Consider the following 23165-nt stretch of genomic DNA (forward strand, 5'->3'; position numbering starts at 1 on the left):
TTCCGAATAGTTTATTCTTTTTGGTTTTTTTAAGTGTAGACGGCTATGCGCTTTACAGGCTGTGAAGCGGTTTTAGTAGCTTGAAAACGTGATCAAGCCATTGTTTTAAATATGTTTGTTGTCAGCTTGCGGAGCCGGGTGCTGTTGGTGCCATATTTTAGCAGGCACGATGTTAATGGCAGTTTGATAACCTGTGTCGAATAAACGTAACTTTGCTTCATCATTGAGGTGAAAATCGACCGGAGAGGTATTGCCAGTGTTTACTACGATGGTTCTATGCCAAAACTTCTCGTTAACATACTCTCTTGAAATGGTGGTCATGAAAGTTCTAATTAATAATGAGATGTATGCGGCAAGGGGGAAAATCCCATTAGTTTGCAATGGCTTTATGTCATTGTCGCCTCGTAGCCTAAAGCAGATGACAGGGGTGCCATCTTCGGCCCAATCTTGATGAAGAGCATCTTCCGACAATATGCTGCCATCTACCATTAAGTGGTCTTGGTAGGGCTTAAAAGAAAAAATTAGTGGAATAGACATAGAAAAACGCACCGCTCGCGATACTTTTTCGTGAGGGGTACGAATAGCATCAAAAACCACCGGTGAGCCAGAGCGTACATCGGTGGCTACTACATGTAACTGCATTGGCAGCTGGCTAAAGGTAACGCCATTAAGTAAGTCATCGATCCACTCTTCAAACTTGTCGCCAGAACAAAGCCCGCCATTTCGTAGCAAGCTGATCAGCGAAAAACCTTTGAACTGCTCGAAGTCGGTATCTAAGGCAATGGCTTTTATTTGCTCTACATCCATACCGCTAGCAAATAAGGAGCTAATAATACTGCCCCCAGAAACGCCAACAATATGTGAAAAATGAACATTTAGCTCTTTTAAGCCCGCTAGAATCCCAATGTGGGCCGGCAGGCGAGTGCCACCGCCAGCAAATATGGGAACTAGTGTCTTTGGCTCTTGAGATTGCATTTGTTTATCCATTATTTGATGATAGCTCAAGTATGTCGCAAATTTGCCAAGCCGCTAGGCTTTGCCAAAATATCTTTCTGTTTACGGGCTGTTTTGTCTGTTTTGTTTTTTGTATCTAAGTTTTGCATGAGGGCTTAATGTGCGAGTGATGCGTTGGTTTTTCCAAGCTATGTTAATAAGCACTTTGTTTGTTTTATTAAGCTCTGCTGCTTATGCGCAGCTGCCCGTTTGTGAGAATCAAACGCTAGATTACCACCCTGCGAATATACAGAATATTCAATCCCTGCCAGATACTGCAGACTTTTCTGTTTTAGTTTGGAATAGCTATAAAGGCCAAAATCAAGGCTGGACAGAACAGCTAGAACAGTTCTCGCAACAAGCCGATTTTATGCTGCTTCAAGAAGCCAGCAGAGAGCGCATGTTGGCTTGGTCTGATGGACCTCAATGGCACCAATATCAAGCTATCGCCTTTGAGTGGCTTGGTGACGGCCTTGGAGTAATGAACTTGGCCAAGTTTGCTAGTGAGGAAAACTGTTTGGCCTTAAGTACCGAGCCGTGGATAAGAGTACCGAAATCAGCGTTATTGCAGTTATACCAATGGCAACAGCAGCAATTATTGCTGATTAACATGCATAGTATTAATTTCACTCTCAGTGAAGAAGATTATTTACGGCAACTCCAGCAGCTTGGTCCGTGGCTAGCGGGGTACCATGGCGCTGTGATATTAGCTGGTGATTTTAATACTTGGAGCAGTGCGCGTTTAGCAGTGCTAGAGCAGTTTATTACTGCGCACCAATTAAAAACGGTGAGGTTTAAGCCAGATAGGCGAACTCGCTTTTTTGGAAAAGCTTTAGATCACGTGTTTTATCGGGGATTACGGGTGAATCAGAGCGAGAGCATTGTGACCGAGAGTTCCGATCACAATGCTTTGTTGGTGCACTTTCGTTTTGCTAAGCGCTAACTTCAGCCACGTTGATATACAGCTTTAACTTCTGACCTGGCTGTAAATAGTGATTTTTGTTTAGGTCATTCCACTTCAATAAATCGGTCACTGACACTTTAAACTTTTGGGCAATGCGAGACAGTGAATCTCCGTTGCGTACTTTATAAGTAACGGTTTGAATGTGGTTTTTATTGGCTTGAGATTTTTGCCAAATCACCAGTTTTTTACCCGGTTTTAAAGTGTCGGTTGGCGCCATGCTATTCCATTTTGCAATGTTGCGGTGCGACACCTTATATTTCTGCGCAATGCTCCAGAAGCTATCCCCTGACTTCACCGTGTAATTTAGCTTAATGTCGCCACGAGGTTTGTTTTGTTGGCTAGCTAAACGTTGGCTTTGGCTAAGGGTGTAAGCATTCTGATTACGTGAAGACACTGGTACCAACAAATGTTGGCCAATGCGAATAGTATTGCTGCTTAGCTGGTTAAGCTCTCTGATCTGTTTGCTGGTTGTGTTATAGCGTTTGGCGATTACGCTAAGGCTGTCACCAGATTTCACTTTATAACGCGCCCATTGCATGCGCTCTTGTTTAGATAGAGAGGCGAGTGCGATTTCAAAATTAGGCACATTTTTCTTTGGCACTAATAGGTAATGTGGGCCATTTGGCGCAGTCGCCCAGCGGTTAAAACCGGGGTTGAGCTTATGCAATTCATCTAGCTTGATGTTGGCTAATTCTGCCGCCAGCGCTAAATCAATTTGGCTATAAGTTGCTACTTTTTCGAAGTGGGCTTGGTTGGCGATTTCTGGGATGTTCAGTTGGTACTCATCGCGGTGTTGCAACATTTGGCTTAATGCCAATAGTTTTGGCACATAAGCGCGGGTTTCTCTTGGCAGGTTTAGCGACCAAAAATCAGTGGGCTTACCGGCTTTGGCGTTAGCGCGAATAGCGCGTCGAACTCGACCTTCGCCAGAGTTATAGGCAGCAAGAGCATGTAGCCAATCACCATCAAAGTACTTATGTAGGTACTCTAGGTAATCTAGTGCAGCATTGGTAGAGGCATAAATATCACGACGTCCGTCGTACCACCAGTTTTGCTCTAGGCCGAATCGCTCTCCGGTGCTTGGAATTATTTGCCAGATACCTGCAGCACGGCCATGGGAGTAGGCAAAGGGTTGGAAGGCGCTTTCTACAATGGGCAGAAGAGCTAATTCAAGCGGCATTTTGCGCCTTTCAATCTCTTCTACAATAAAAAATAAATACGGGTCAGCCCTAAGCGATACGCGGCGCATGTAGTCAGGGTGTTTTAAAAACCAGTTAAGCTGGGCTTGTAGGCGTTTATTGTTTTCTGGTAATGGAATTGCCAGTTGATCTTCAATACGTACCCACAGGTCGTTATATACAGGAGCTAGAGGTTCTGGCTCCGCTTCGGGCTGGGCTTGAACCTTGGCTTTCTCAACTACCTTTGCTCGTTCTGCTTTAGCTGGCTGCTCGCTAGCGTCTTCAGCATTAGCATCAACTAATTGTTCAGTAACTTGAGGATTAGTGAGTTGGCAAGCGCCCAATAATAAAGAAAAAAGGCCAACAATGAGCGCTTTCATGATTCATCCATTTACGTAAAATTCAGTGCCCAATGGTATTGAGCTAAACCTTGTTTGGCAAGTCAGAAGCGGTCTTTCCATGATCTTAGGCCAGCGAATACTGCTATCTCATTGTTTAATGGCTGTAATTCTTCCAATTCAACGGCGGCCTTAATATTGGCATTATCGCAGCGTAAAAAAGGATTTATCGCCAGCTGTTGATTTAAGCTAGTAGGAAGGCTGGGTAAGCCCATTTGTCGCAGCTTACTCACTTGCTGCTGGTAACTATGTAAGTCTGCATTGTCTGGCTCTGCTGCGAGCGCAAATTGCAGGTTAGCCTGAGTATATTCGTGTGCCGCGTAAACTAGAGTCTCGGGGGAGAGGCTTTTAATTTTTGATAGCGATCGATACATCTGTTCTGCACTGCCTTCGAACAACCTTCCGCAGCCTGCCGAGAATAGGGTATCGCCAATAAACAGATGTTCTTCGCTTAAGTAGGCTATGTGGTCGAGCGTATGGCCGGGAACCTCAATCACCGAGAAAGGGTGGTTTAAGCCTTCTGGGGTGAAAGTACTTGTTTCAACAACAACTTGATGCTTAAAGCGGTATTTGGCGTTTTGTGGGGCGTAAACTCGCGCTTGCGGATAGCTAGCTAATAGGCGTTCTACGCCGCCAATATGATCAGCATGATGATGGGTGATAAGTATTGCGCTTAACTGGCCGCCAATATCTTTAAGTCGCTGTTCTACTGGCGCAGCGTCACCAGGGTCAACCACAACACAATCGTTTGAATTTGCCTCTTTTATTAACCAGATATAGTTATCATTAAAGGCGGGTATATGGATGATTTGCATTATGATATCTCTGTCGTTAAAGTCGATGACACATTATTGCCTTAACTGCAGTAGATTGGTACGGGGAATTGATGAAGCCGGCGAAAATTCGTGAAGTAATTGCAAGCCCTGACTTCTGGCAAGATTTGCCATTAGGCGATTGGTTAATGGAGCAACAACAAAGTTTGCTTGACCAGCACCTGCCTGTGGCCTTTGGCTATCACATGCTAAAACTGGGCAATTTGAGCGCTCAACTAAACTGTCATGCCTCGATGATTCGTCATCAATTAAATGTGGGTAAACAAGGACACTTAATTGGTTTGCGAGCTCACCCCGAGCAATTACCTTTTCAAGAAAGCAGCATCGATTTATGCTTGCTAGCCCACAGTTTAGATTTTTCTAAAGATCCCCATCAAATGTTGCGAGAGGTAGAGCGAGTACTCACTGCCGATGGTTACGTGATTATTAGCGGTTTTAATCCATTTAGCTTGTTGGGCATGCGTCGTTATTTTCCCTTCAGAAAACGTGGAATGCCTTGGTCGTGTCGCATGTTTACCCCTGCACGGGTGAAGGATTGGTTAAACTTATTAGGTTTTGAAGTGCTTAATGATGAGCGTTTTGCTTACTCTTCGTTCGTAAATAGCAGGCCAGCACCACAATGGTTTGAGCGCTGGGGCAAGCGTTACTTTCGTGCCACGGCTTCAGCGTATTTTATAGTGGCACGCAAGCGCCGCGCACCACTAACCCCGGTTAAAAAAGCCTGGAGAGTGAAACAACGCATTCCGGTGCCTTCGTCAATTAGTGGCTAAGTAAGTTGCTCGTAGGCTTCATCAATTAAGTTTGCTTTGTTGCTGGCGGCTTCTCGGGCCAAGTCATCTACGCGTTCATTCTCAGGATGGCCAGCGTGGCCTTTTACCCAATGCCATTCTACTTGATGGTGCTGGCAGGCTGCATCTAAGCGCTTCCATAGGTCGGCATTTTTCACCTCGGCCTTTGCTGCGGTTTTCCAGCCTCGCTTTTTCCAGTTGTGGATCCACTGGGTAATGCCTTGGCGAACATATTGGCTGTCGGTGGTTAGTATCACTTTACAGTTTTGAGTTAGGCTTTCTAGGCCAATGATGGCGGCGAGCATCTCCATGCGGTTATTAGTAGTAAGTCGGTATCCTTGGCTAAGCTCTTTGCGATGCTCTTGGTATACCAATAAAGCGCCATAACCTCCTGGTCCCGGATTACCTAAACATGAGCCGTCGGTAAACAAGTGGACTTCTTTTGCCATATTTTTGTTAAACTTGCAGGATTATCTGCTTAGTGTCGCATAGGAGCTGTTGTGAACCAATCCAAGAACCATCGCTTAATTGTATTTGATACTGAAACCACCGGTATGAATGACAGCGGTGGACCTATTTATCAAGGCCATAGAGTCATTGAAATTGGTTGTGTGGAAGTGATAGACCGCAAACTAACAGGCAATACTTTTCACGTTTATATCAACCCTGAGCAGTTGATTGATGAAGAGGCAATTCAAGTTCACGGCATTACCGATGACTTTGTGGCAGACAAGCCTTTGTTTAGAGACGTTGCTCATGACTTTGTCGAGTTCATCCGTGGCGGTGAGCTGGTGGCACATAACGCAAACTTCGATATTAGCTTCCTTGATCACGAGTTTGAGATGATGTCGCGCACCTTAGCTAAAGCGATGCCCAAATGTGCCGATATCTGTACTATCACCGATTCATTATTGGTGGCTCGACGTGGTGAGTATAATAAGCGTGAAGTTCAAATGGCTGGCAATAAGCCGCTGCCTTCACGTAAAAACTTAGACTCCTTAAGTGACTACTATGGCGTAGACCGTACATCAAGGACTTACCACGGCGCATTATTGGATGCCGAATTGCTAGCCGACGTTTTCTTAAAAATGACCGGTGGCCAAAATAAACTGAACTTAAAGCAAAAAGGCAGTGGTGATGGCGTGGGAGTGCGCTTAGTGGATAGTAATAGAGCACCGTTGAAAGTGGTATTTGCCACCGAACAAGAACTAAGTGCTCACCAAGAACGCTTAGACCTTGTTGAAAAGAAGGGAGGCCAGTGTCGCTGGCGCAATTAAACTTGATGATAAAAAAAATATTGTGGTTATTGTTGTGTGTAGTGATACCTGTTCAAGCGTCAACCATTTTCGAAAATCGAGATATTCCTTTAATCGATAATCGTTTTCGCCTCGATCAAACTATTGATAAGGCGACCTTCCTTTTATATCGCTCTCCTGGTTCACCCGCCGCGATTTTGGTACGCCCCGATGGTAGCAAAATTTATGCTTGGGACGTGCCCAAAAATGTCAGTTGGTTAGAAACTGACGAACTTGACATTGTGACCATTGAAAAACCGATGCGTGGCCCATGGCAGGCGGTGGCCGAAAACAAAGGCCGAAACCGAGTTCGTATCCTTAGTGACATTGAGTTAACGGTAGACCCGATCCCTCACCAACTCTATCAAGGAGAGCGCCTGCGAGTGACCGCACGCCTCAGTAGCAAAGGGGAGCGGATTGACTTAGAGGTTATGCTACAAGAAGCCCTAATGAACGTTGCTTTGATGCGTCAACAGCTACTTGAAGATCAAACTGTAGAAGTACGCCGTGATGAACTGGGCAAGTTTTTTGATGATGGCAAAAACTATGATGAATATGCCGATGACAGCGTGTTTACCACCTATATCAAGCTAGAAGCTCGCCCTGGCAAGTACGAAATGATCATTAGCACCTTAAACCAGATTTTTACTCGTGCTCAAATCTCTCCGGTGCTGGTATACCCCAATCCAGTAGAAATAAAGGTTATGTCGCCAAAAGACGAAGAGCGTCAAGCAAGAATGGCCTTGGTAATAGATACTGATGAAATTCGGCCTGAGACGGTAGTGATCAGCGGTAAGGTTTATAACAATGTGGGTTGGGAGCAAGATTTTCAAACCTATGCTGAAAGCGATGAGTTTACCGTAGACCTCCCCACACCCACCGAACAAGGGCGCTATCGTGTTATGGGTACTTTGTTGGCGACCACTATTCAAAATAGAGAGATTGTGATCGATTTGCCCGAGGAGGATTTTGTGATCCTTCCTCCGCCACCGCCGCCGGAGCCTGTTGAAATTAAAGAGGTAGTGGTTCCTGAACCTGAGATGTCTTTGTGGTTAGTGATTCTGCTTTATGTATTTGGTTTCTTATTGGTAGCAGGCTTAGCTTTTGGCTTTATTTGGTGGCGAAAACGTAAGGCTTTTGAGGCGGCATTAAAAGGGGCTAGAGAAGCCCCTGCAGCAGAGCCAAGCGAGGAACCTAAAATGGACGAAGCCAACAGCTTAAAAATGCCGTCAGAGTGATTTATAGGCGGCTTTGGCTAAAAGCTCGACGCTTTGGCTAAAACATCAGCGCTTGAACGGATTTTTAAAGAAATAAGACAATTCTTTGTTGACTCGTAATAGGCATAACCGTATTATCTGCGCCGCACCAGACGAGATGGTTCTGCGGAGTGGTAGTTCAGTTGGTTAGAATACCGGCCTGTCACGCCGGGGGTCGCGGGTTCGAGTCCCGTCCACTCCGCCAAGTCTGTTTAGTCTGTGTGTAATGTTTCGATGTAGCGGAGTGGTAGTTCAGTTGGTTAGAATACCGGCCTGTCACGCCGGGGGTCGCGGGTTCGAGTCCCGTCCACTCCGCCAACGACGAAACAATTTAATGCGTAGGAGTGGTAGTTCAGTTGGTTAGAATACCGGCCTGTCACGCCGGGGGTCGCGGGTTCGAGTCCCGTCCACTCCGCCAGCATTAAAGTAGTAATACAATCGTGACGTTAGTATATGCGGAGTGGTAGTTCAGTTGGTTAGAATACCGGCCTGTCACGCCGGGGGTCGCGGGTTCGAGTCCCGTCCACTCCGCCACTACTAAACATTAGGCCTCGTTAAGCGAGGTTTTTTTGTATCTGCGATTTGAGTTTTCGGCTTTAAGTCTCGCTCAAAGCCTTGAGCAACTAACTAGTCTTGGTACTTATCTCTGATTTGCGCGAATTGTGCGAAGTTGTTAAGCAGGGCATCTACCAGCTGTGGATCAAACTGTTTACCACGTTGCTCTTCTAAGTACTTAATAATCTGTTGGTCATCCCAAGCATTTTTGTAACAACGAATACTGCCTAGGGCGTCAAATACGTCAGCTATAGCGGTTAAACGGCCGCTAATCGGAATATCTTCGCCTTTTAAGCCTCTTGGGTAACCATTGCCATCCCATTTCTCGTGGTGAGAGCCAGCAATTTCTGAAGCCAGTTGCATGACTTCAATATTTGAGTCTTTAAGCATGTTTTCGCCAATTGCTGCATGGGTTTGCATTACTTCCCACTCTTCGGCAGTTAACTTACCCGGTTTATGTAATATTGCATCAGGAATGGCCACCTTGCCTACATCGTGTAACGGTGAAGCTAACTTTAGCTGTTCTACCTTCATTGCAGGTAAGCCAAGTAACTCGGCGAGTAAGGCAGTAAACAGAGCTACTCGACGTACGTGCATGCCAGATTCTTTAGAGCGGGTTTCTACAATTTCACCCAAGCGATACAGCACTTCTTTTTGGTTGGTGCTAATCACTTCGTTAAGGCGAATGTTTTCCAAGGCAACCACTATGTTTTCGCTAAGCAGGTTGATGAAGTGTTGATCCGCTTGGTTAAAAGGGGTATTTCTGGTGATATAAAACAATAAGTTGTAAGCGCTGTTTTCACAGTAAATCGCTAAAGCGTTGTCTTTAAATACATTGGTTTTTTGATCTATTGCTTGGCTGAATATCTGTTGCTGCGCGTTAGGGAATTCTGATAACTGCTGGTGTGCTTTACTGGGGCGCTGTTGTCCTTGGTAAGCCAATAGTTGTAGTTGGGTTGAATTAACCTGGTAGGCGTATTGTTCAACTTGATAAATACAGCTATCTTCCAAATTTAGAATGACAGCCAGCTGTTCTAGGGCGCCTTCCACAAAGGTGAAAAGGGCGTTTTTTTCAAAAATACCTCTAGAGGCTTTAACTACCTTTTCTAAGCCAAGTTTGTGCTTTTCTAGCGAACAAATATCGCGGTAAGAGCGTAAGCTTGCTCTAATAAGGGTGCGTAGCTTTTGCGAGGTAAGCTCGGTTTTGTCCTTATAGTCGTTAATGTCGTAGTTTTCTACCACTTCATCTTCGGGGGCCTGTCCTGGCTGACCTGTTCGCAGCACAATGCGAACGCTTTGATTGTTAAGTTCTTGGCGAATATGACGAACTAGGCATAAGCCTGCATCGTCGGTCTCCATGACAACATCCAGCAGCACTAAGGCAATGTCGGAATGTTCTGCCAATATCCGTTTGGCTTCTTGAGCAGAGTTGGCATGCAAAAACAGTATCGATTTATTATCAAAAACAAACTGAGACAGGGTCATACTGGTGATGTGGTGAACTTCCGGCTCATCGTCAACCACTAACAACTTCCATTGTTCGCCCTGCTCTTGAGTCTCGTTGGCTGAGTCATCTAGTAAAAAGATGTCGTCGCTCATGCGCTATCCATTGCTTATGCTTTTCTTAAGTTAAGTGTATTTTAGACTCAAATTCAATGCCTTGCTTGGGATACTGATAAAAAAAGCGAGCTAAATCAGCTCGCTTTTGTGGTTTTACTGAACTTAAGCCTTAGGCTACTGAATCTAGATCTGCAGCACCTGTCTTTGGTAAGCTCGGGCGATTCTCTAACTGCTGATGATCAAAGTCGTCAACGTTAATTGCCGCTAACCTGCCTTGCTCTGTTCTGTGCATTAAGGCTGCTTCGTCGGCGTTTATAGCACCAAGCTTTATCCCTTCATCGGCTAATTTATCAAGCTGGGTAAAGGGGCGTTTTTCGCCCAGAGCTTTACACACTTTGTCGTAAAGTGCTTCGCAAGCTAATACATCTTCTAAGGTTTGCTCTAGTTCACCATACACATTACCTTCTACGCGGCTATCAAATCGCCCTTGTCCTACGCGATTACGGGTTTCGCTTGGCTCTTGTAGGATTCGAGCAAGTTTGTGGTCAAGTACATCACTTGGCGCATGGAAAGGCTTACCTAGTGGGAACATTACTAAACGCATTGCTTTACCTACCCATTTATTAGGGAAGTTAAGCAGCAATTCATCTAAGGCGTTTTGTAATTGAAACAATGAGTCTTGCATGCTCCAGTGAAGTAGCGGTAAATCTTCTTGCTTGCGGCCGTCATCGTCAAAGCGTTTTAATGTGGCCGAGCTTAAGTAAAGCTGGCTGAGCATATCGCCTAAACGAGCCGATACACGTTCTTTACGTTTTAAGTTGCCGCCTAGGGTACCCATAGCAACGTCAGATAGCAGTGCCAAGTTACTACTAAAGCGGGTTAGTTGTTTGTAGTAGGGGGCTGTTTGGTCGGAGTAAGGCGTGCTAATTAAGCTATTGCTGGTTAGGCCAAACCAAAAGCTGCGTACAAAATTGCTGGTGGCAAAACCAAGATGACTAAACAGTGCTTTATCAAATTGTTTCAAGCCTTGGCTAAAGTCTGGATGTTGAGCCGCTTCCATCTCACTAAGCACATAAGGGTGGCAGCGAATAGCCCCTTGTCCGTAAATAATCATGCTACGGGTTAAAATGTTTGCCCCTTCCACCGTAATCGCGATAGGCGCACCTTGATAAGAACGCGCGAGGAAGTTCTTAGGCCCCAAGCAAATGCCTTTACCGCCAACTACATCCATTGCGTCTATGCTGGCGCGCTGGCCACGGTGAGTGAGGTGGTATTTTACTATCGCCGAGATAACCGATGGTTTTTCGCCTAAGTCGATGGCGGTTACGGTTAAATCAGAAGCCGCCCCCATCATGTAAGCATTACCGGCCAAACGGGCTAATGGTTCTTCCACTCCCTCCATTTTACCAATGGGCAGTTTGAACTGACGACGAATGCGCGCGTAAGCACCGGTTGCTAATGCCGCGTTTTTAATTCCGCCAGTGGCGCTAGATGGCAAAGTAATACCACGGCCAACTGATAAACATTCCACCAACATGCGCCAGCCTTGGCCTGCCATAGCTTTACCACCAATGATGAATTCGATAGGAACAAACAACTCATTGGCACGGGTTGGACCGTTCATAAAAGGAACATTGAGTGGGAAGTGACGACGACCTACTTCAACACCTTCGATATCGGTTGGAATAAGTGCACAAGTAATACCCAACTCTTCTTGCTCACCAATCAATTTATCGGGATCTGACAGTTTGAAAGCAAGACCTAAAATAGTGGCTACGGGCGCTAGGGTAATGTAGCGCTTGTTCCAGGTGATTTTCATCCCCAGCACTTGTTCGCCTTGCCATTCGCCCATGCACACTACGCCAGCATCGGGAATTGATCCAGCGTCTGAGCCCGCTTCTGGACTGGTTAAGGCAAAACAAGGGATTTCTTTACCTTCTGCTAAACGAGGTAGGTAATGGTCTTGTTGCTCTTTTGTGCCGTAGTGTTGCAGTAGTTCACCAGGCCCCAGTGAGTTGGGTACGCCAACGGTACTAGAAAGCACCGCTGAGATACTGGCTAGTTTTTGGAGTACACAGGATTGAGCGTAAGCTGAAAATTCTAAGCCACCATATTTCTTCTTAATGATCATGGCGAAGAACTTGTGTTCTTTCAAAAAGTCCCAAATCTCTTCTGGTAAGTCTGCTAATTCATGGGTGATTTCCCAGTCTTTAGTCATTGCACATACTTGCTCAACCGGACCATCTAGAAAAGCTTGTTCTTCCGCACTAAGGCGTGGAGCAGGGTAGCTATGTAGTTTTTTCCAATCGGGAGCGCCGCGAAATAGCTCGCCTTCCCACCAAGTGGTACCGGCATCGATGGCTTCTTTCTCGGTACGTGACATCTCCGGCATTATTTTTTTGAAGATTTTGAACAGTGGTTTAGAGATTAGCTGTTGACGCAAAGGCTTAAAGTTCAAGCCTCCTACAATTAACAAATAGGCTAGCCAAAATAGCTCGCTAAATGGTGATACAAAACTGTAAGCAACCAGTGAGGCGGTTAGCACTAAGCTAAATGCTAGTAATGAAGCTCTAAAATAAGCGAGGCCGCCCATCAGTAATAGGCCACCAATGGCAGCAAAAAGGGGTAAGTAACTTTGCATCAATCTCTCCTTTGACTTGTAAGAGGTCTGACCTCTTTGGTGTATTTGTAACGCAGTGGTTAACAAACTTCAAGTCTTTTACAAAATATCAACATAAGTTTAGCTGTATTTTTTAGTTATCAAATTGAGATATGAGCCAAATAGAACGCTGATCCAGACTAAAAAAAACGTTATAGTGTCCAGCTAATAAGCCTTGCCCAGATAAGGGAACCTAGATGAAAAATTTGATAGTTGAAGAGTTACAGGAAGCGGTAACTGTTCTAAATGCTTTTATTGCCGATGAGAAAAACATTGACGCGATTGAACAAGCGGCTCGTTTGTTAGCCGACAGTTTTAAGCAACAAGGCAAAGTATTATCTTGTGGTAACGGGGGCTCTCATTGTGATGCCATGCATTTTGCCGAGGAATTAACCGGCCGCTATCGTGAAAACCGTCCTGCCTATCCGGCTATTGCTATTTCAGACCCTAGCCACTTGTCTTGTGTAAGTAATGATTATGGCTATGAGTATGTGTTCTCTCGTTATATTGAAGGTTTAGGTCAAGCTGGTGATGTTCTCTTTGGTATTAGTACCAGTGGTAACTCGGGTAATATCATTAAGGCGATAGAAGCGGCTAAAGCCAAAGGCATGAAAGTGATTATTTTGTCTGGCAAAGATGGTGGCAAAATGGCTGGTCAAGCCGACGTAGAGATCCGCGTGCCACACTTTGGTTTTGCTGACCGTATTCAAGAAATTCATATTAAAGTGATTCATATCTTGATTCAGTTAATCGAAAAATACATGGCTGAATAAGCCTGTTCATCAGTATTGTAAGTAGCGAGTAGTTGTATGTGTGAGTTATTAGGAATGAGTGCCAATGTTCCTACTGATATTTGCTTTTCTTTTACCGGTTTGGTGCAGCGCGGCGGAGTGACTGGCCCGCATGTGGATGGCTGGGGCATTACCTTTTATGAGGGTAAGGGCTGTCGTAGTTTTAAAGATCCTGCGCCTAGCTGTAAATCAAAAATTGCCGAATTAGTGCAGGCATTTCCGATTAAAAGCCAAGCTGTGGTGGGGCATATTCGCCAAGCCAACCGTGGGTGTGTGTCCTTAGAGAATACTCACCCTTTTACTCGCGAGCTGTGGGGACAAAACTGGACCTATGCTCACAATGGGCAATTAAAAGGATACAAGCAGCTTGATACTGGCTTCTTTAGGCCAATTGGCGCAACCGATAGCGAGCGTGCTTTTTGTTGGATCCTCGAACAGCTACGTATTAAGTACCCACGTAAACCTGCTAACATGAAAGCCATGTTTAAATTTGTGGCGAGCCTAGCCGATCAGCTACGTGCAAAAGGGGTATTTAATATGCTGCTGAGCAATGGCGAGTTTGTGATGGCTTATTGTTCAACTAACCTGCATTGGATTACTCGCCGTGCTCCTTTCGGAGAGGCTCAGCTGGCCGATGCCGATGTTACTATCGACTTTTATAAAGAAACTACGCCAAATGATGTAGTGACAATGATTGCAACTCAGCCTTTAACCAATAACGAACAATGGCAAAAAATTGCTAGCGGCGCTTATGTATTGTTTAAAGACGGTGAAGTGCAATAAAGCTTTATAAGCTAATTAAGCTTTAAGCTAAAACAAATAGAAAAAAGCGCCTTTAGGCGCTTTTTTTATGAGTTAGCGTAACCGCTACTTGGGAGTATCTTGTCATCGAGTAGGGCGCTGTCATTTTCCATGTTCAAGCGTCCTTCAATAAACCAGTTTACTACCAAGGGGTAAATGGCGTGCTCTTGTACTTGCACTCTGGCGGCCAAAGCGTCGGCATCATCTTCACTAAACACTGGAACTTTGGCCTGTAAAATAACCGGGCCTCCATCAAGCTCTGGTGTTACAAAGTGAATACTGCAACCGTGTTCTTGGTCTTTTGCTTCAATGGCGCGTTGGTGAGTATTTAAACCCTGATACTTAGGCAGCAATGAGGGATGAATGTTTAGCATCTTGCCGCTAAAACGTTCCACAAATGCTTGGCTAAGAATACGCATGAAGCCAGCCATAACAATTAAGTCAGCATTATGCTGTTCAATTACCTCGGCTAAAGCCAGATCATAGCTTTCGCGATCGCTATATTCTTTAGGGTTTACAACTACCGTGTTAATAGCTGCCTGCTTAGCGCGCTCAAGGCCATAAGCATCGGCCTTGTTACTCACTACTGCAGAAATAGAGGCGTTAATACGCCCCTCTTCGCAGGCATCAATAATGGCTTGCAGGTTAGTCCCTGAACCTGAAATCAGTACAACAATGTTGCGTGCCATTACTTACCCTATTTAAATTCTACTTGGCCTTCGCCTTCAGCTACATCTTCAATGTGGCCAATTTTCCAAGCTGTTTCGCCGTGTTCTGCTAATAAAGCAAGAGCGGCTTCTACTTCAGCTTCTGGTAGCGCGATAACCATGCCAACACCACAGTTGAAAGTGCGGTACATTTCTTCGCGAGCAACGTTACCGTTTTCTTGTAACCAGTTGAATACTTCTGGCCACTGCCAGCTGTTTTCATCAACCACTGCTTTAGCGCCAGCAGGTAATACGCGAGGGATGTTTTCCCAGAAACCACCACCAGTGATATGTGATAAAGCATGTACTTCACATTGCTTAAGCAGCGCTAATACAGATTTAACGTAAATCTTGGTAGGCGTTAATAGGGTTTCACCTAAAGTACTTTCACCTAGTACTTGTTTAGGATCGGCGTTAGATACTTCTAGAATCTTGCGAATTAGCGAGTAACCGTTTGAGTGAGGACCGCTAGAAGCTAGTGCGATTAGTGCGTCACCGCTAGCCACTTTAGTGCCATCAATAATTTCTGACTTTTCAACAACACCCACACAGAAGCCTGCGATGTCATAGTCGTCGCCATGGTACATGCCTGGCATTTCTGCAGTTTCACCACCAATTAAGGCACAGCCAGATTGCTCACAACCTTGACCAATACCCTTTACAACGTCTGCTGCGGTATCAACTTCAAGTTTGCCGGTTGCGTAGTAGTCTAAGAAAAATAGAGGCTCAGCACCTTGAACAATAAGGTCATTTACACACATTGCGACTAAGTCGATACCAACGGTGTCGTGCTTTTCCAAATCTAGCGCTAAACGTAATTTAGTACCCACACCGTCGGTGCCAGCAACTAATACAGGCTCTTTATAACCAGTTGGCAATTGACACAATGCACCAAAGCCTCCTAGTCCACCCATTACTTCTGGGCGCTGGGTACGTTTACTAACACTTTTAATACGTTCTACTAATGCATTACCAGCTTCGATATCAACGCCAGCATCTTTATAACTCAGAGGGGTGTTTTGTTTGGTCACGGGATTACCTTGCAACGAACATGGAAAAAAAATTCGCGACATTTTAGCAGTGTTAGCGGTTCGGTAACAGTAATAAACGATAACTAAGACATTTTGTTGATATTTGCTAACATATCTCCATTGAGCCTGATTTAAACTAGCGGCTCACAATTCGGTAAATCAAAGGAATAGAGATGAAAGTTGTTGAAGTAAAGCATCCTTTAGTTCGTCATAAAATTGGCCTAATGCGCGAAGCAGACATTAGCACAAAGCGTTTTCGTGAATTAGCACGCGAAGTATCCGCATTACTTACCTACGAAGCGACAGCCAACTTAGAAATTGAAGAAGTGACTATTGCCGGTTGGAATGGCCCAGTGAAGGTTGAACAAATTAAAGGTAAAAAGGCTACGGTTGTGCCTATTTTGCGCGCGGGCCTTGGCATGATGGACGGTGTGTTAGAACATATGCCTTCAGCAAAAACCAGTGTAGTGGGCATTTACCGGGATGAAGAGACTTTAGAGCCGGTTCCGTATTTCCATAAATTGGTTGGTCAAATTGATGAGCGTTTAGCCCTTGTGGTTGACCCAATGCTGGCCACTGGCGGTTCTATGATTGCCACTATCGACTTACTTAAAGAGCAAGGCTGTAAAGACATCGTGGTACTCGTATTGGTCGCTGCGCCAGAAGGTTTAAAAGCCTTGGAAGCTGCACACCCTGATTTGGTCTTGTATACTGCGTCAATTGATGAAAAGCTAAATGAGCAAGGTTATATCCTTCCTGGTTTAGGTGATGCCGGCGATAAGATTTTTGGTACTAAGTAGTACATCAAAAATATTGAATTGAATCTCTAGGAGAGCGTAGTGATTAAAAAGTGGTTGTTGGTACTTAGTTTGGCAGTTGTGATTTGGCCGGTTCAAGCATCCTCGCAAGAGGAACTTTACCGAATTGAAGCACAAGCCACAGGCGATACCCAACAAGATCAACAACAGGCTTTTGAGTTATTAGTGCTGCGCTTAACCGGTGAGCAAGCCAGCAATACTAATCCCCTGGTAGCTAAAGCAAGAGCCAATATAAACCCTTATATTCAGCAATTTGCTTATCGCGATGATGCTATCTCAGTATTGTTTAACGAAGCTAAAGTTAATCAGCTACTGATGCAGGCCCAGCTACGTTTATGGGGCAAGCAGCGTCCAGACATCATATTGTGGTACGCCAACGAGCAGAATTTTAACCGTGAATTGTTGGCCGATAGTGCTCAGCAGGACTGGTTAGTTAAAGGGCGTGAGCAAGCTCAGCTTTTGGGTTTGCCAGTGCGTCTGCCAGTTATGGATTTAGAAGATAGCATGGCTGTAAGTGTTAATGATGTGTGGGGCGGCTTTGATGGGCCTTTGTACGCCGCTAGCGAGCGTTATTCGGTGCCACTGGTGCTTAGCTTTCGTCAGTATCCACAAGGGCAAAATTGGCAGATCCAATGGCGATTGCTAGACAGCGCTAGCCAAACTCAACTAGATAGCGGCCAAGTTCAAGCTTCCTTAGAGGAAATTAGTGCAGAGGCGATGAGCGCCGTAAGCGCTAGCTTGGCTGAGCGCTATGGTGTTGTGCTTGGCGAAAATGCCGACGAGGCAATGTTAGTGAGTTTTGCCAATATTACCAGCATGAACAAATATGTTGAGTTAGAACGCTTTCTAAACCAGCAACCTAGCGTGGCAAGAGTGACTTTACATAATGTAAAACAAGATACGTTCACCTTTGAGGTGCAATTGCTTAGCCCGTGGGAAGACCTTAAATCTTCACTTGATATCGCTCCGCGGTTGCAAGCGGATGAAACACGTACAAAGTACTACTATTACCAGTAGCAAATATTTTTCATCTTAATAGCGAGCTGGTACAATGCCCCTAGTTTTGTATCAGCTTTGATTTGTCACTTTGAGTTTTTCCCCGCAATTATCACTTCCTGTACTGCTACCTGACGATGAAACCTTGGTAAGTTTTTACCCGGGCGATAATCAACAGTTATTAAGTGCACTGCGTAATCTTGCTTTAGATAAAGGCGAGAGGATGCTTTATTTGTGGGGCAGTGAGGGATCGGGTAGAACCCATTTGTTGCATGCCAGCTGTACCGAAATGGCCGATGTTGGCGCGGCTAGCGCTTACTTACCCTTAGAGATGCACGCCGCAATGTCTCCTAAAATGCTCGAAGGCCTCGAGAGCATGGCCTTAGTTTGCCTAGACAACATTGATGCGATAGTGGGAATTTCGGCTTGGGAAGAAGCTATTTTTGATTTTTATAATCGTCGAAAAGAGTTAGCCTCTACCACCCGATTAATAGTGACAGCTAATGCGCCAGCACCTCAATTATCTTTTGCCTTGGCTGACTTACAGTCTCGTTTAAATTGGGGTGTTACCTACAAGCTGCATGAGCTAGATGATGAGCAAAAGCTTAGCGCCTTGCAATTGCGGGCAGAATTACGCGGCTTGAAAATGCCATTAGAGGTTGCCCGATTTTTATTGAAGCGTTTATCTCGTGATATGCCTACCTTGTTGAACAAGCTTGATCTACTCGACCAAGCTTCAATTACTGCTCAACGTAAGCTAACCGTTCCCTTTGTTAAAGAGATCTTAGAACTTTAGTCTTTAGCTTTTGTCTTTTAGTTTCTTTAAGCCTATTCCCAGCTCTTTACCGCGAAACTTGGCGTATTGTAATCCAAACCAAAAAGCACTGAGTACTAATACTAACTCTACTGCTGCCAGCCAGCGCTCAGTGTCTGATACCACTAATAGCGTAGTGCTGTGCAGTACATATAGTAGCAGTACAAAGCAACTCCAAGCGTAGGTATAAGGTTTCCCCGCTAGTATTCCTTTTAGTGGGAACAGTAGGGGAACAACCCAAAAGACCAGCATAATACTAAGGCTAATATCCACAGGCGGTGATAGCCATAAATGCCATAACAATACCCAAGCTAGCAGCAGTAAGTAACTGCTTTTTGCTAGCAGTAATAGCTGGGAAGTAGTGAGTTTAGACAATCTCTAACACCTGCTCAGGTGGGCGACCAATGCGTGCTTGCCCTTGATTGATCACTATTGGCCGCTCAATCAATTTTGGATTAGCGTGCATAGCGGTAATTAACTGAGCCGGAGTGAGTGAAGCATCGGCCAAATTCAATTCTTTGTAGAGTGCTTCTTTGGTACGCATTAGCTGGCGAGGCTCAAGCTGCATCATGTCCAGCATATTAGCGATATCGGCTTCACTTGGAGGTGTTTCAAGATAAAGCACGATTTCTGGATCGATGCCTTTTTCTTGAAGAAGCTGCAGAGTTTGACGGCTTTTTGAGCAGCGAGGATTATGCAGGATTTGAATACTAGACATGTTGGTTCCTTGTATAAATCTTAGTTGAGCGACTCGAGTTCTTGTTCAGCAGCTTTAAATTGTTCAATTCTAGCTTGAATGCGAGCTTGCTCGAGATTGTTTTCTGTTAGGTTATAGGCGCTATGCAGTTCGTCAATGGCGCGGCGATAATCTGAGTGCAATGAAAGATATTCGGCACGTGCAGTATGGCTAGCGGCCATATTCTTGAGGCGTCGCTGGCTGCGGCTGAGCTCGCCCCAAGCCAGAGCGTCGTTAGGACGCTCGCGTAGGTAACGATCCAGCAGTTTTGCGCCTTCTTCAAATTGGCCATTCTCACTAAATGCATGGGCTAAGTTGAGCACAATAACTTGGTTATTGGGGTAGCGAGTCTGCGCTACTTGCAAACGTTTAATCGCTGGTTGGTAGCTTTTCATCGCCAAATCGATGTCTGTTTGGGTATCAATGACAAACAGGTTGTCGGAATGGCGTTTGGCTAGACCATCAACGATTGCTTTTGATTCTTTATATTTGCCCATGCCAAACAGTGCCAGGGCTTTGCCATAGAGAGCGGCATCTTCAATTCGATATTCTTTGCGCTTTATAACTCGGTTGTAGTGCTCTAAGGCTTCTGAAGGAGACAAGGTGCCATGACGGACAATAATCCGTGATTTGGCAAACTGGAACGAAAGGGAAGGCGCAACGTAACGATTAGGGTATTGATTTGCCCGAGCGCGCGCTTCACTAACCCGCGTTTCTGGCAATGGGTGAGTGATTAACATTTGTGGAGGTTTGCTCGCGTAACGGTATTTTTCGGACAGTTTACCAAAAAAGTTACCCATTCCTATTGGGTCATAACCGGCATTGGCCAAGGTGCGAAGGCCAATTCGGTCTGCTTCAAATTCGTTGGCACGGGTGTAGTTAATTGAGTTTTGCACACCTGCCGCCATGGTAGCTTGTAGTGCCGCGATACCTGCAACCGGGTTAGCAAGACCCAACAATAAAGAACCTAACATGCCAGCCATTGATAGATTTTGTGCGGCGGCTTGGTTTTCTATACTACGCGCAATATGGCGTTGAGTAACGTGGGCGATTTCGTGGGCAATGACCGAGGCAAATTCGCTTTCGGTATCGGCATACAAAAACAAACCGGTATGAATTTTTACGTAGCCACCTAAAAAGGCCGCTGCGTTAATCTCGTTATCGGTCACTAAAAAGAAGTTAAATGGGGTGCGTACTAAATCTGCTTTGGCAACCAGCTGGTTGCCTAACTCGGTAACATATTCAGACAACACTGGATCATTGGTCATGCGGCTGCTAGCGCGAATAATTCGCATGTAGGCATTGCCGTAGATAATTTCTTTGTCGATGGATAAAGCCGACGCACCGGCTGTCCCTATTTCAGGCAATTGATTATTAGCAGACATTAGAGGGGCGTAGCCAAAAAGCAGGCCTGCTAGAATAAAATGTGCGAAACGCGTCATTGAAATCCGATAACTTTCCATTTGTATCGCGAGAATACCCCGATTTTGTTTGTTATTCAAAAGCTATAAATTGAGTCCTGATCAATAGCCTGTAATAATGTCATGGTTATTTTATGGTAATTATTACAAATGCTTTGCCTCGATTTACAAAAACACAACTGTCCTTACCCATTATTAGAAAGTAAGCTTTGGCTGAAGCAAGCCAAAGTGGGTGATCAAATTCAGTTGCTGTTAGGGGACAGCGGATCACGTAGTGATATCCCCAAATACTTTCGTCGACTAGGGCATGGCGTAAGTATAGAGCAAAGTGCTCGTGGCTTTTGTGTCACCATAACTGTCCAACCGCTAAAGGATTAAAGCTGTAACTATGTTTAAAGTCTTATCAAATTGGTACCGCCGCATGTTTTCTGACCCAGAGGCGGTTGCCATGGCGCTGGTGTTGGTTATTGGTTTTGTGCTGCTGTATTTCTTTGGCAATTTACTCGCACCATTACTTATTGCTTTAGTACTTGCTTACTTGTTGGATTGGCCGGTGAGTTTTTTAGCCAATCACGGATTTCGCCGGGGCTTAGCTAGTGCCTTAGTACTACTCATATTTTTCCTGATTGCCACATTTACGGTATTACGCATTTTACCCACCGTGTGGGGGCAGGGGATGAACTTACTCAGTGAATACCCGGTGATGCTTAATAGCACTCAGCAATGGCTTGAGTCTTTGCCACAACAATATCCAGAGTTTATCGACGGCGCCTTAGTAGAAAGTGTGGTAGACAATGTTAGAACCCGCTTAATGGGCGTGGGAGAGCAATTGTTGCAGTCTTCACTTTCCTCAATCATTAACTTAGCCACGGTATTGGTATATAGCGTATTAGTGCCGTTAATGGTGTTTTTCATGTTAAGCGACAAGAAAGTATTACTTAGCAGCGTGTCGCGTTTCCTGCCTAATGACCGTCGTTTGCTGACCCAGGTTTGGTCGGAAATGAATGGCCAAGTGATTAACTATATTCGCGGTAAAGCCATTGAGATATTGGTGGTGGGTGGCGCTAGTTACATCGTGTTTGCGATTATGGATTTACGTTACTCGGCGTTACTTGGCGTGTTAGTGGGTTTGTCGGTACTTATTCCCTTTATCGGTGCCTTTGCAGTAACCTTACCGGTTGCTATGGTTGGTTTATTCCAGTGGGGCTTAAGCCCTCAATTTGGTTACCTTATGTTGGCTTACGGCATAATACAAGTGATTGATGGCAATGTATTAGTGCCTATTTTGTTCTCAGAAGCGGTTAACTTACACCCCTTGGCGATTATTGTCGCGGTGCTGGTATTTGGCGGTTTGTGGGGCTTTTGGGGCGTGTTCTTTGCGATTCCGCTCGCCACCTTAGTGAAAGCGGTAATGAATGCGTGGCCGCATCATATAGAAAAGGTTGAGGACAACGAGCCCTCAACCTCTGCGGAATAATTATTGGTTTAAGTAATCGAGCACTACTTGGTGGTGCTCTTTAGTTTTAAACTTATTAAACACATGCTCAATTTGGCCTTGCTCATCAATTAAAAAGCTAATGCGATGAATGCCGTCATATTCTTTGCCCATAAACTTTTTCAAGCCCCATACGCCAAACTGATCAGCGACCGCATGATCTTCATCTGACAGTAAGTCAAAGTTAAGCTGATGTTTTTCGATAAACTTAGGCAGACGTTTTACTGGATCGGGGCTTACACCAAATACTACCGTGTTTGCGTCTTTGAGTTGTTCAATGCTGTCACGTAAGCCGCAAGCTTGAGTAGTACAACCCGGCGTTAAAGCCTTAGGGTAAAAATACACCAATACTTTTTTACCTGCGTAGTCGCTAAGCTTGATACGTTTTTCATCTTGGTTTGGCAAGTCAAATTGCGGAGCAGCTGCTCCGGCCGTCAATGTGTTCATTAAGGGTGTCCTTTATAGTGGTACTTAATTTGACAAAATTTGAAGATCAAACTGTTCGCTGCCTAATTCTTGGCATAGGCGGGCAAACGCTTGCTCTATTTGTTCTGGTTGATGCGTTTGGTTGAGCTTTACGTCGAACTCCGCGTGCAACATCTCAATATTGTTTTTAGTAAATAGATTAGATTTTAAGCTCACCATATTCATTTGGTTGTCGCTAATAAACTGAGTGACTTTGCTAATCACCCCAGTGGCATCGGGCAAGGTCAGTTGCAAAACCGCTGCGTGTGAATAATCGATCAACTCGTGGCGCGAGGTTTTTTTCATTACAGTGAGTAGCTGTAGTTCTTGGGCGGTAGCGGGTAGGCGGGTTTCTATTTGAATCACCGCATTGTGCGAACCCGAAATCAGCATAATTAAGGTGAACTCTGAACCAAATAGCGCCATGCGACTATCTACAATGTTACAGCCACAACTAGATACCAGCTGAGTGAGTTGATTTACGATGCCTGGCCGATTACTGCCAACAGCGGTGACCACAAGATGTTGACTCATATTCCGTTTTACATATTTAGCAAGATTTAGTGTGTCAGGATACTTGCTTAAAGCAGGGAATTCTAGCGCATAGTAAT

At 45.0% G+C, this 23165-nt stretch carries 24 protein-coding genes and 4 tRNA genes; 15 read left to right on the forward strand and 13 right to left on the reverse strand.

The window, feature by feature from the left end:
• Positions 1-105: 105 nt before the first annotated feature.
• A complete protein-coding gene (locus K5609_RS06230; protein ID WP_246611949.1) occupies positions 106-975 on the reverse strand; it encodes a patatin-like phospholipase family protein in 870 nt (289 codons plus the stop codon).
• A 148-nt stretch (positions 976-1123) separates the two neighbouring features.
• Here K5609_RS06230 and K5609_RS06235 point away from each other — a divergent pair, with 148 nt between their 5' ends.
• Positions 1124-1936, forward strand: coding sequence for an endonuclease/exonuclease/phosphatase family protein (locus K5609_RS06235; protein WP_221076431.1), 813 nt, complete (start codon positions 1124-1126; stop codon positions 1934-1936).
• Here the strand turns inward: K5609_RS06235 and K5609_RS06240 are convergent.
• Together K5609_RS06240 and gloB are read right to left on the reverse strand one after the other, a co-directional pair.
• Positions 1926-3515: a lytic transglycosylase gene (locus K5609_RS06240; protein WP_221076432.1), complete on the reverse strand. Its 1590-nt coding sequence runs from the start codon at positions 3513-3515 to the stop codon at positions 1926-1928. The two genes, K5609_RS06235 and K5609_RS06240, sit on opposite strands and share 11 nt — an antisense overlap.
• A 62-nt stretch (positions 3516-3577) precedes the next feature.
• Positions 3578-4348: a hydroxyacylglutathione hydrolase gene (gloB, locus tag K5609_RS06245; protein WP_221076433.1), complete on the reverse strand. Its 771-nt coding sequence runs from the start codon at positions 4346-4348 to the stop codon at positions 3578-3580.
• Positions 4349-4419: 71 nt separating this feature from the next.
• Between gloB and K5609_RS06250 the strand changes: the two genes are divergently transcribed.
• A complete protein-coding gene (locus K5609_RS06250) occupies positions 4420-5136 on the forward strand; it encodes a class I SAM-dependent methyltransferase (RefSeq protein ID WP_221076434.1) in 717 nt (238 codons plus the stop codon).
• On the opposite strand, the gene rnhA is transcribed toward K5609_RS06250, so the two are convergent.
• A complete protein-coding gene (rnhA, locus tag K5609_RS06255) occupies positions 5133-5603 on the reverse strand; it encodes a ribonuclease HI (protein ID WP_221076435.1) in 471 nt (156 codons plus the stop codon). The genes K5609_RS06250 and rnhA overlap by 4 nt on opposite strands.
• Positions 5604-5654: 51 nt before the next feature.
• On the opposite strand from rnhA, the gene dnaQ reads away from it, so the two are divergent.
• From dnaQ to K5609_RS06285, 6 genes are all read left to right on the forward strand, one after another.
• The gene (dnaQ, locus tag K5609_RS06260) at positions 5655-6431 is read left to right on the forward strand and encodes a DNA polymerase III subunit epsilon (RefSeq protein ID WP_163132325.1); all 777 of its coding nucleotides are present in this window, start codon (positions 5655-5657) and stop codon (positions 6429-6431) included.
• Positions 6413-7687, forward strand: a complete 1275-nt coding sequence (locus K5609_RS06265; protein ID WP_221076436.1) for a TIGR03503 family protein — start codon at positions 6413-6415, stop codon at positions 7685-7687. The genes dnaQ and K5609_RS06265 overlap by 19 nt, the downstream gene beginning before the upstream one ends.
• 146 nt (positions 7688-7833) lie before the next feature.
• Positions 7834-7910, forward strand: a tRNA-Asp gene (locus K5609_RS06270).
• Positions 7911-7946: 36 nt separating this feature from the next.
• Positions 7947-8023, forward strand: a tRNA-Asp gene (locus K5609_RS06275).
• A 23-nt stretch (positions 8024-8046) separates the two neighbouring features.
• A tRNA-Asp gene (locus K5609_RS06280) sits at positions 8047-8123 on the forward strand.
• A gap of 39 nt (positions 8124-8162) precedes the next feature.
• Positions 8163-8239: transfer RNA gene (locus tag K5609_RS06285), tRNA-Asp, on the forward strand.
• Between the two features lie 93 nt (positions 8240-8332).
• On the opposite strand, the gene K5609_RS06290 is transcribed toward K5609_RS06285, so the two are convergent.
• Entirely contained in the window at positions 8333-9859 is a 1527-nt protein-coding gene (locus tag K5609_RS06290) for an HD domain-containing phosphohydrolase (RefSeq protein ID WP_221076437.1), read from the reverse strand.
• Positions 9860-9989: 130 nt separating this feature from the next.
• The gene (fadE, locus tag K5609_RS06295) at positions 9990-12461 is read right to left on the reverse strand and encodes an acyl-CoA dehydrogenase FadE (protein ID WP_221076438.1); all 2472 of its coding nucleotides are present in this window, start codon (positions 12459-12461) and stop codon (positions 9990-9992) included.
• 215 nt (positions 12462-12676) lie between these two features.
• Between fadE and lpcA the strand changes: the two genes are divergently transcribed.
• Both lpcA and K5609_RS06305 read left to right on the forward strand, forming a co-directional pair.
• The gene (gene lpcA, locus K5609_RS06300) at positions 12677-13252 is read left to right on the forward strand and encodes a D-sedoheptulose 7-phosphate isomerase (protein WP_152779719.1); all 576 of its coding nucleotides are present in this window, start codon (positions 12677-12679) and stop codon (positions 13250-13252) included.
• Between the two features lie 36 nt (positions 13253-13288).
• A complete protein-coding gene (locus tag K5609_RS06305; RefSeq protein WP_152779717.1) occupies positions 13289-14053 on the forward strand; it encodes a class II glutamine amidotransferase in 765 nt (254 codons plus the stop codon).
• A 65-nt stretch (positions 14054-14118) separates the two neighbouring features.
• Here K5609_RS06305 and purN read toward each other — a convergent pair whose 3' ends face one another.
• Together purN and purM are read right to left on the reverse strand one after the other, a co-directional pair.
• Positions 14119-14760, reverse strand: a complete 642-nt coding sequence (purN, locus tag K5609_RS06310; RefSeq protein ID WP_221076439.1) for a phosphoribosylglycinamide formyltransferase — start codon at positions 14758-14760, stop codon at positions 14119-14121.
• A gap of 8 nt (positions 14761-14768) precedes the next feature.
• Entirely contained in the window at positions 14769-15809 is a 1041-nt protein-coding gene (purM, locus tag K5609_RS06315) for a phosphoribosylformylglycinamidine cyclo-ligase (RefSeq protein ID WP_163132331.1), read from the reverse strand.
• A 173-nt stretch (positions 15810-15982) separates the two neighbouring features.
• Between purM and upp the strand changes: the two genes are divergently transcribed.
• From upp to hda, 3 genes are all read left to right on the forward strand, one after another.
• Positions 15983-16609: a uracil phosphoribosyltransferase gene (gene upp, locus K5609_RS06320; protein WP_221076440.1), complete on the forward strand. Its 627-nt coding sequence runs from the start codon at positions 15983-15985 to the stop codon at positions 16607-16609.
• Positions 16610-16648: 39 nt separating this feature from the next.
• The gene (locus tag K5609_RS06325; RefSeq protein ID WP_221076441.1) at positions 16649-17644 is read left to right on the forward strand and encodes a DUF2066 domain-containing protein; all 996 of its coding nucleotides are present in this window, start codon (positions 16649-16651) and stop codon (positions 17642-17644) included.
• 70 nt (positions 17645-17714) lie between these two features.
• Positions 17715-18419 carry a DnaA inactivator Hda gene (hda, locus tag K5609_RS06330; protein ID WP_016403654.1) on the forward strand — a complete coding sequence of 235 codons (705 nt, stop codon included), beginning with the start codon at positions 17715-17717 and terminating at the stop codon, positions 18417-18419.
• A gap of 3 nt (positions 18420-18422) precedes the next feature.
• Here hda and K5609_RS06335 read toward each other — a convergent pair whose 3' ends face one another.
• The 3 genes from K5609_RS06335 to bepA are packed head-to-tail and all read right to left on the reverse strand — an operon-like array spanning position 18423 to position 20615.
• Positions 18423-18812, reverse strand: coding sequence for a DUF2069 domain-containing protein (locus K5609_RS06335; protein ID WP_221076442.1), 390 nt, complete (start codon positions 18810-18812; stop codon positions 18423-18425).
• Complete coding sequence (arsC, locus tag K5609_RS06340) at positions 18805-19155, reverse strand: arsenate reductase (glutaredoxin) (protein ID WP_221076443.1); 351 nt, start codon at positions 19153-19155, stop codon at positions 18805-18807. Before arsC ends, K5609_RS06335 begins: the two co-directional genes overlap by 8 nt.
• Before the next feature lie 20 nt (positions 19156-19175).
• Positions 19176-20615: a beta-barrel assembly-enhancing protease gene (gene bepA / locus K5609_RS06345; RefSeq protein ID WP_221076444.1), complete on the reverse strand. Its 1440-nt coding sequence runs from the start codon at positions 20613-20615 to the stop codon at positions 19176-19178.
• A 129-nt stretch (positions 20616-20744) separates the two neighbouring features.
• Between bepA and K5609_RS06350 the strand changes: the two genes are divergently transcribed.
• Complete coding sequence (locus K5609_RS06350; protein WP_221076445.1) at positions 20745-20972, forward strand: sulfurtransferase TusA family protein; 228 nt, start codon at positions 20745-20747, stop codon at positions 20970-20972.
• A 10-nt stretch (positions 20973-20982) separates the two neighbouring features.
• Entirely contained in the window at positions 20983-22071 is a 1089-nt protein-coding gene (locus K5609_RS06355; RefSeq protein ID WP_221076446.1) for an AI-2E family transporter, read from the forward strand.
• Here the strand turns inward: K5609_RS06355 and bcp are convergent, their stop codons facing one another.
• Both bcp and K5609_RS06365 read right to left on the reverse strand, forming a co-directional pair.
• A complete protein-coding gene (gene bcp / locus K5609_RS06360) occupies positions 22072-22536 on the reverse strand; it encodes a thioredoxin-dependent thiol peroxidase (protein WP_016403648.1) in 465 nt (154 codons plus the stop codon).
• A 24-nt stretch (positions 22537-22560) separates the two neighbouring features.
• Positions 22561-23088: a glycine cleavage system transcriptional repressor gene (locus tag K5609_RS06365; protein WP_221076447.1), complete on the reverse strand. Its 528-nt coding sequence runs from the start codon at positions 23086-23088 to the stop codon at positions 22561-22563.
• Between the last annotated feature and the right edge of the window lie 77 nt (positions 23089-23165).

Source organism: Agarivorans aestuarii, assembly GCF_019670125.1.
GTDB lineage: Bacteria > Pseudomonadota > Gammaproteobacteria > Enterobacterales > Celerinatantimonadaceae > Agarivorans > Agarivorans aestuarii.

Coding starts and splice junctions, on each gene's coding strand:
- K5609_RS06230 (WP_246611949.1), bottom strand. CDS start 975: ATGCAATCTCAAGAGCCAAAGACACTAGTTCCCATATTTGCTGGCGGT.
- K5609_RS06235 (WP_221076431.1), top strand. CDS start 1,124: ATGCGTTGGTTTTTCCAAGCTATGTTAATAAGCACTTTGTTTGTTTTA.
- K5609_RS06240 (WP_221076432.1), bottom strand. CDS start 3,515: ATGAAAGCGCTCATTGTTGGCCTTTTTTCTTTATTATTGGGCGCTTGC.
- gloB (WP_221076433.1), bottom strand. CDS start 4,348: ATGCAAATCATCCATATACCCGCCTTTAATGATAACTATATCTGGTTA.
- K5609_RS06250 (WP_221076434.1), top strand. CDS start 4,420: ATGAAGCCGGCGAAAATTCGTGAAGTAATTGCAAGCCCTGACTTCTGG.
- rnhA (WP_221076435.1), bottom strand. CDS start 5,603: ATGGCAAAAGAAGTCCACTTGTTTACCGACGGCTCATGTTTAGGTAAT.
- K5609_RS06290 (WP_221076437.1), bottom strand. CDS start 9,859: ATGAGCGACGACATCTTTTTACTAGATGACTCAGCCAACGAGACTCAA.
- fadE (WP_221076438.1), bottom strand. CDS start 12,461: ATGCAAAGTTACTTACCCCTTTTTGCTGCCATTGGTGGCCTATTACTG.
- lpcA (WP_152779719.1), top strand. CDS start 12,677: ATGAAAAATTTGATAGTTGAAGAGTTACAGGAAGCGGTAACTGTTCTA.
- K5609_RS06305 (WP_152779717.1), top strand. CDS start 13,289: ATGTGTGAGTTATTAGGAATGAGTGCCAATGTTCCTACTGATATTTGC.
- purN (WP_221076439.1), bottom strand. CDS start 14,760: ATGGCACGCAACATTGTTGTACTGATTTCAGGTTCAGGGACTAACCTG.
- upp (WP_221076440.1), top strand. CDS start 15,983: ATGAAAGTTGTTGAAGTAAAGCATCCTTTAGTTCGTCATAAAATTGGC.
- arsC (WP_221076443.1), bottom strand. CDS start 19,155: ATGTCTAGTATTCAAATCCTGCATAATCCTCGCTGCTCAAAAAGCCGT.
- bepA (WP_221076444.1), bottom strand. CDS start 20,615: ATGACGCGTTTCGCACATTTTATTCTAGCAGGCCTGCTTTTTGGCTAC.
- K5609_RS06350 (WP_221076445.1), top strand. CDS start 20,745: ATGCTTTGCCTCGATTTACAAAAACACAACTGTCCTTACCCATTATTA.
- K5609_RS06355 (WP_221076446.1), top strand. CDS start 20,983: ATGTTTAAAGTCTTATCAAATTGGTACCGCCGCATGTTTTCTGACCCA.
- bcp (WP_016403648.1), bottom strand. CDS start 22,536: ATGAACACATTGACGGCCGGAGCAGCTGCTCCGCAATTTGACTTGCCA.
- K5609_RS06365 (WP_221076447.1), bottom strand. CDS start 23,088: ATGAGTCAACATCTTGTGGTCACCGCTGTTGGCAGTAATCGGCCAGGC.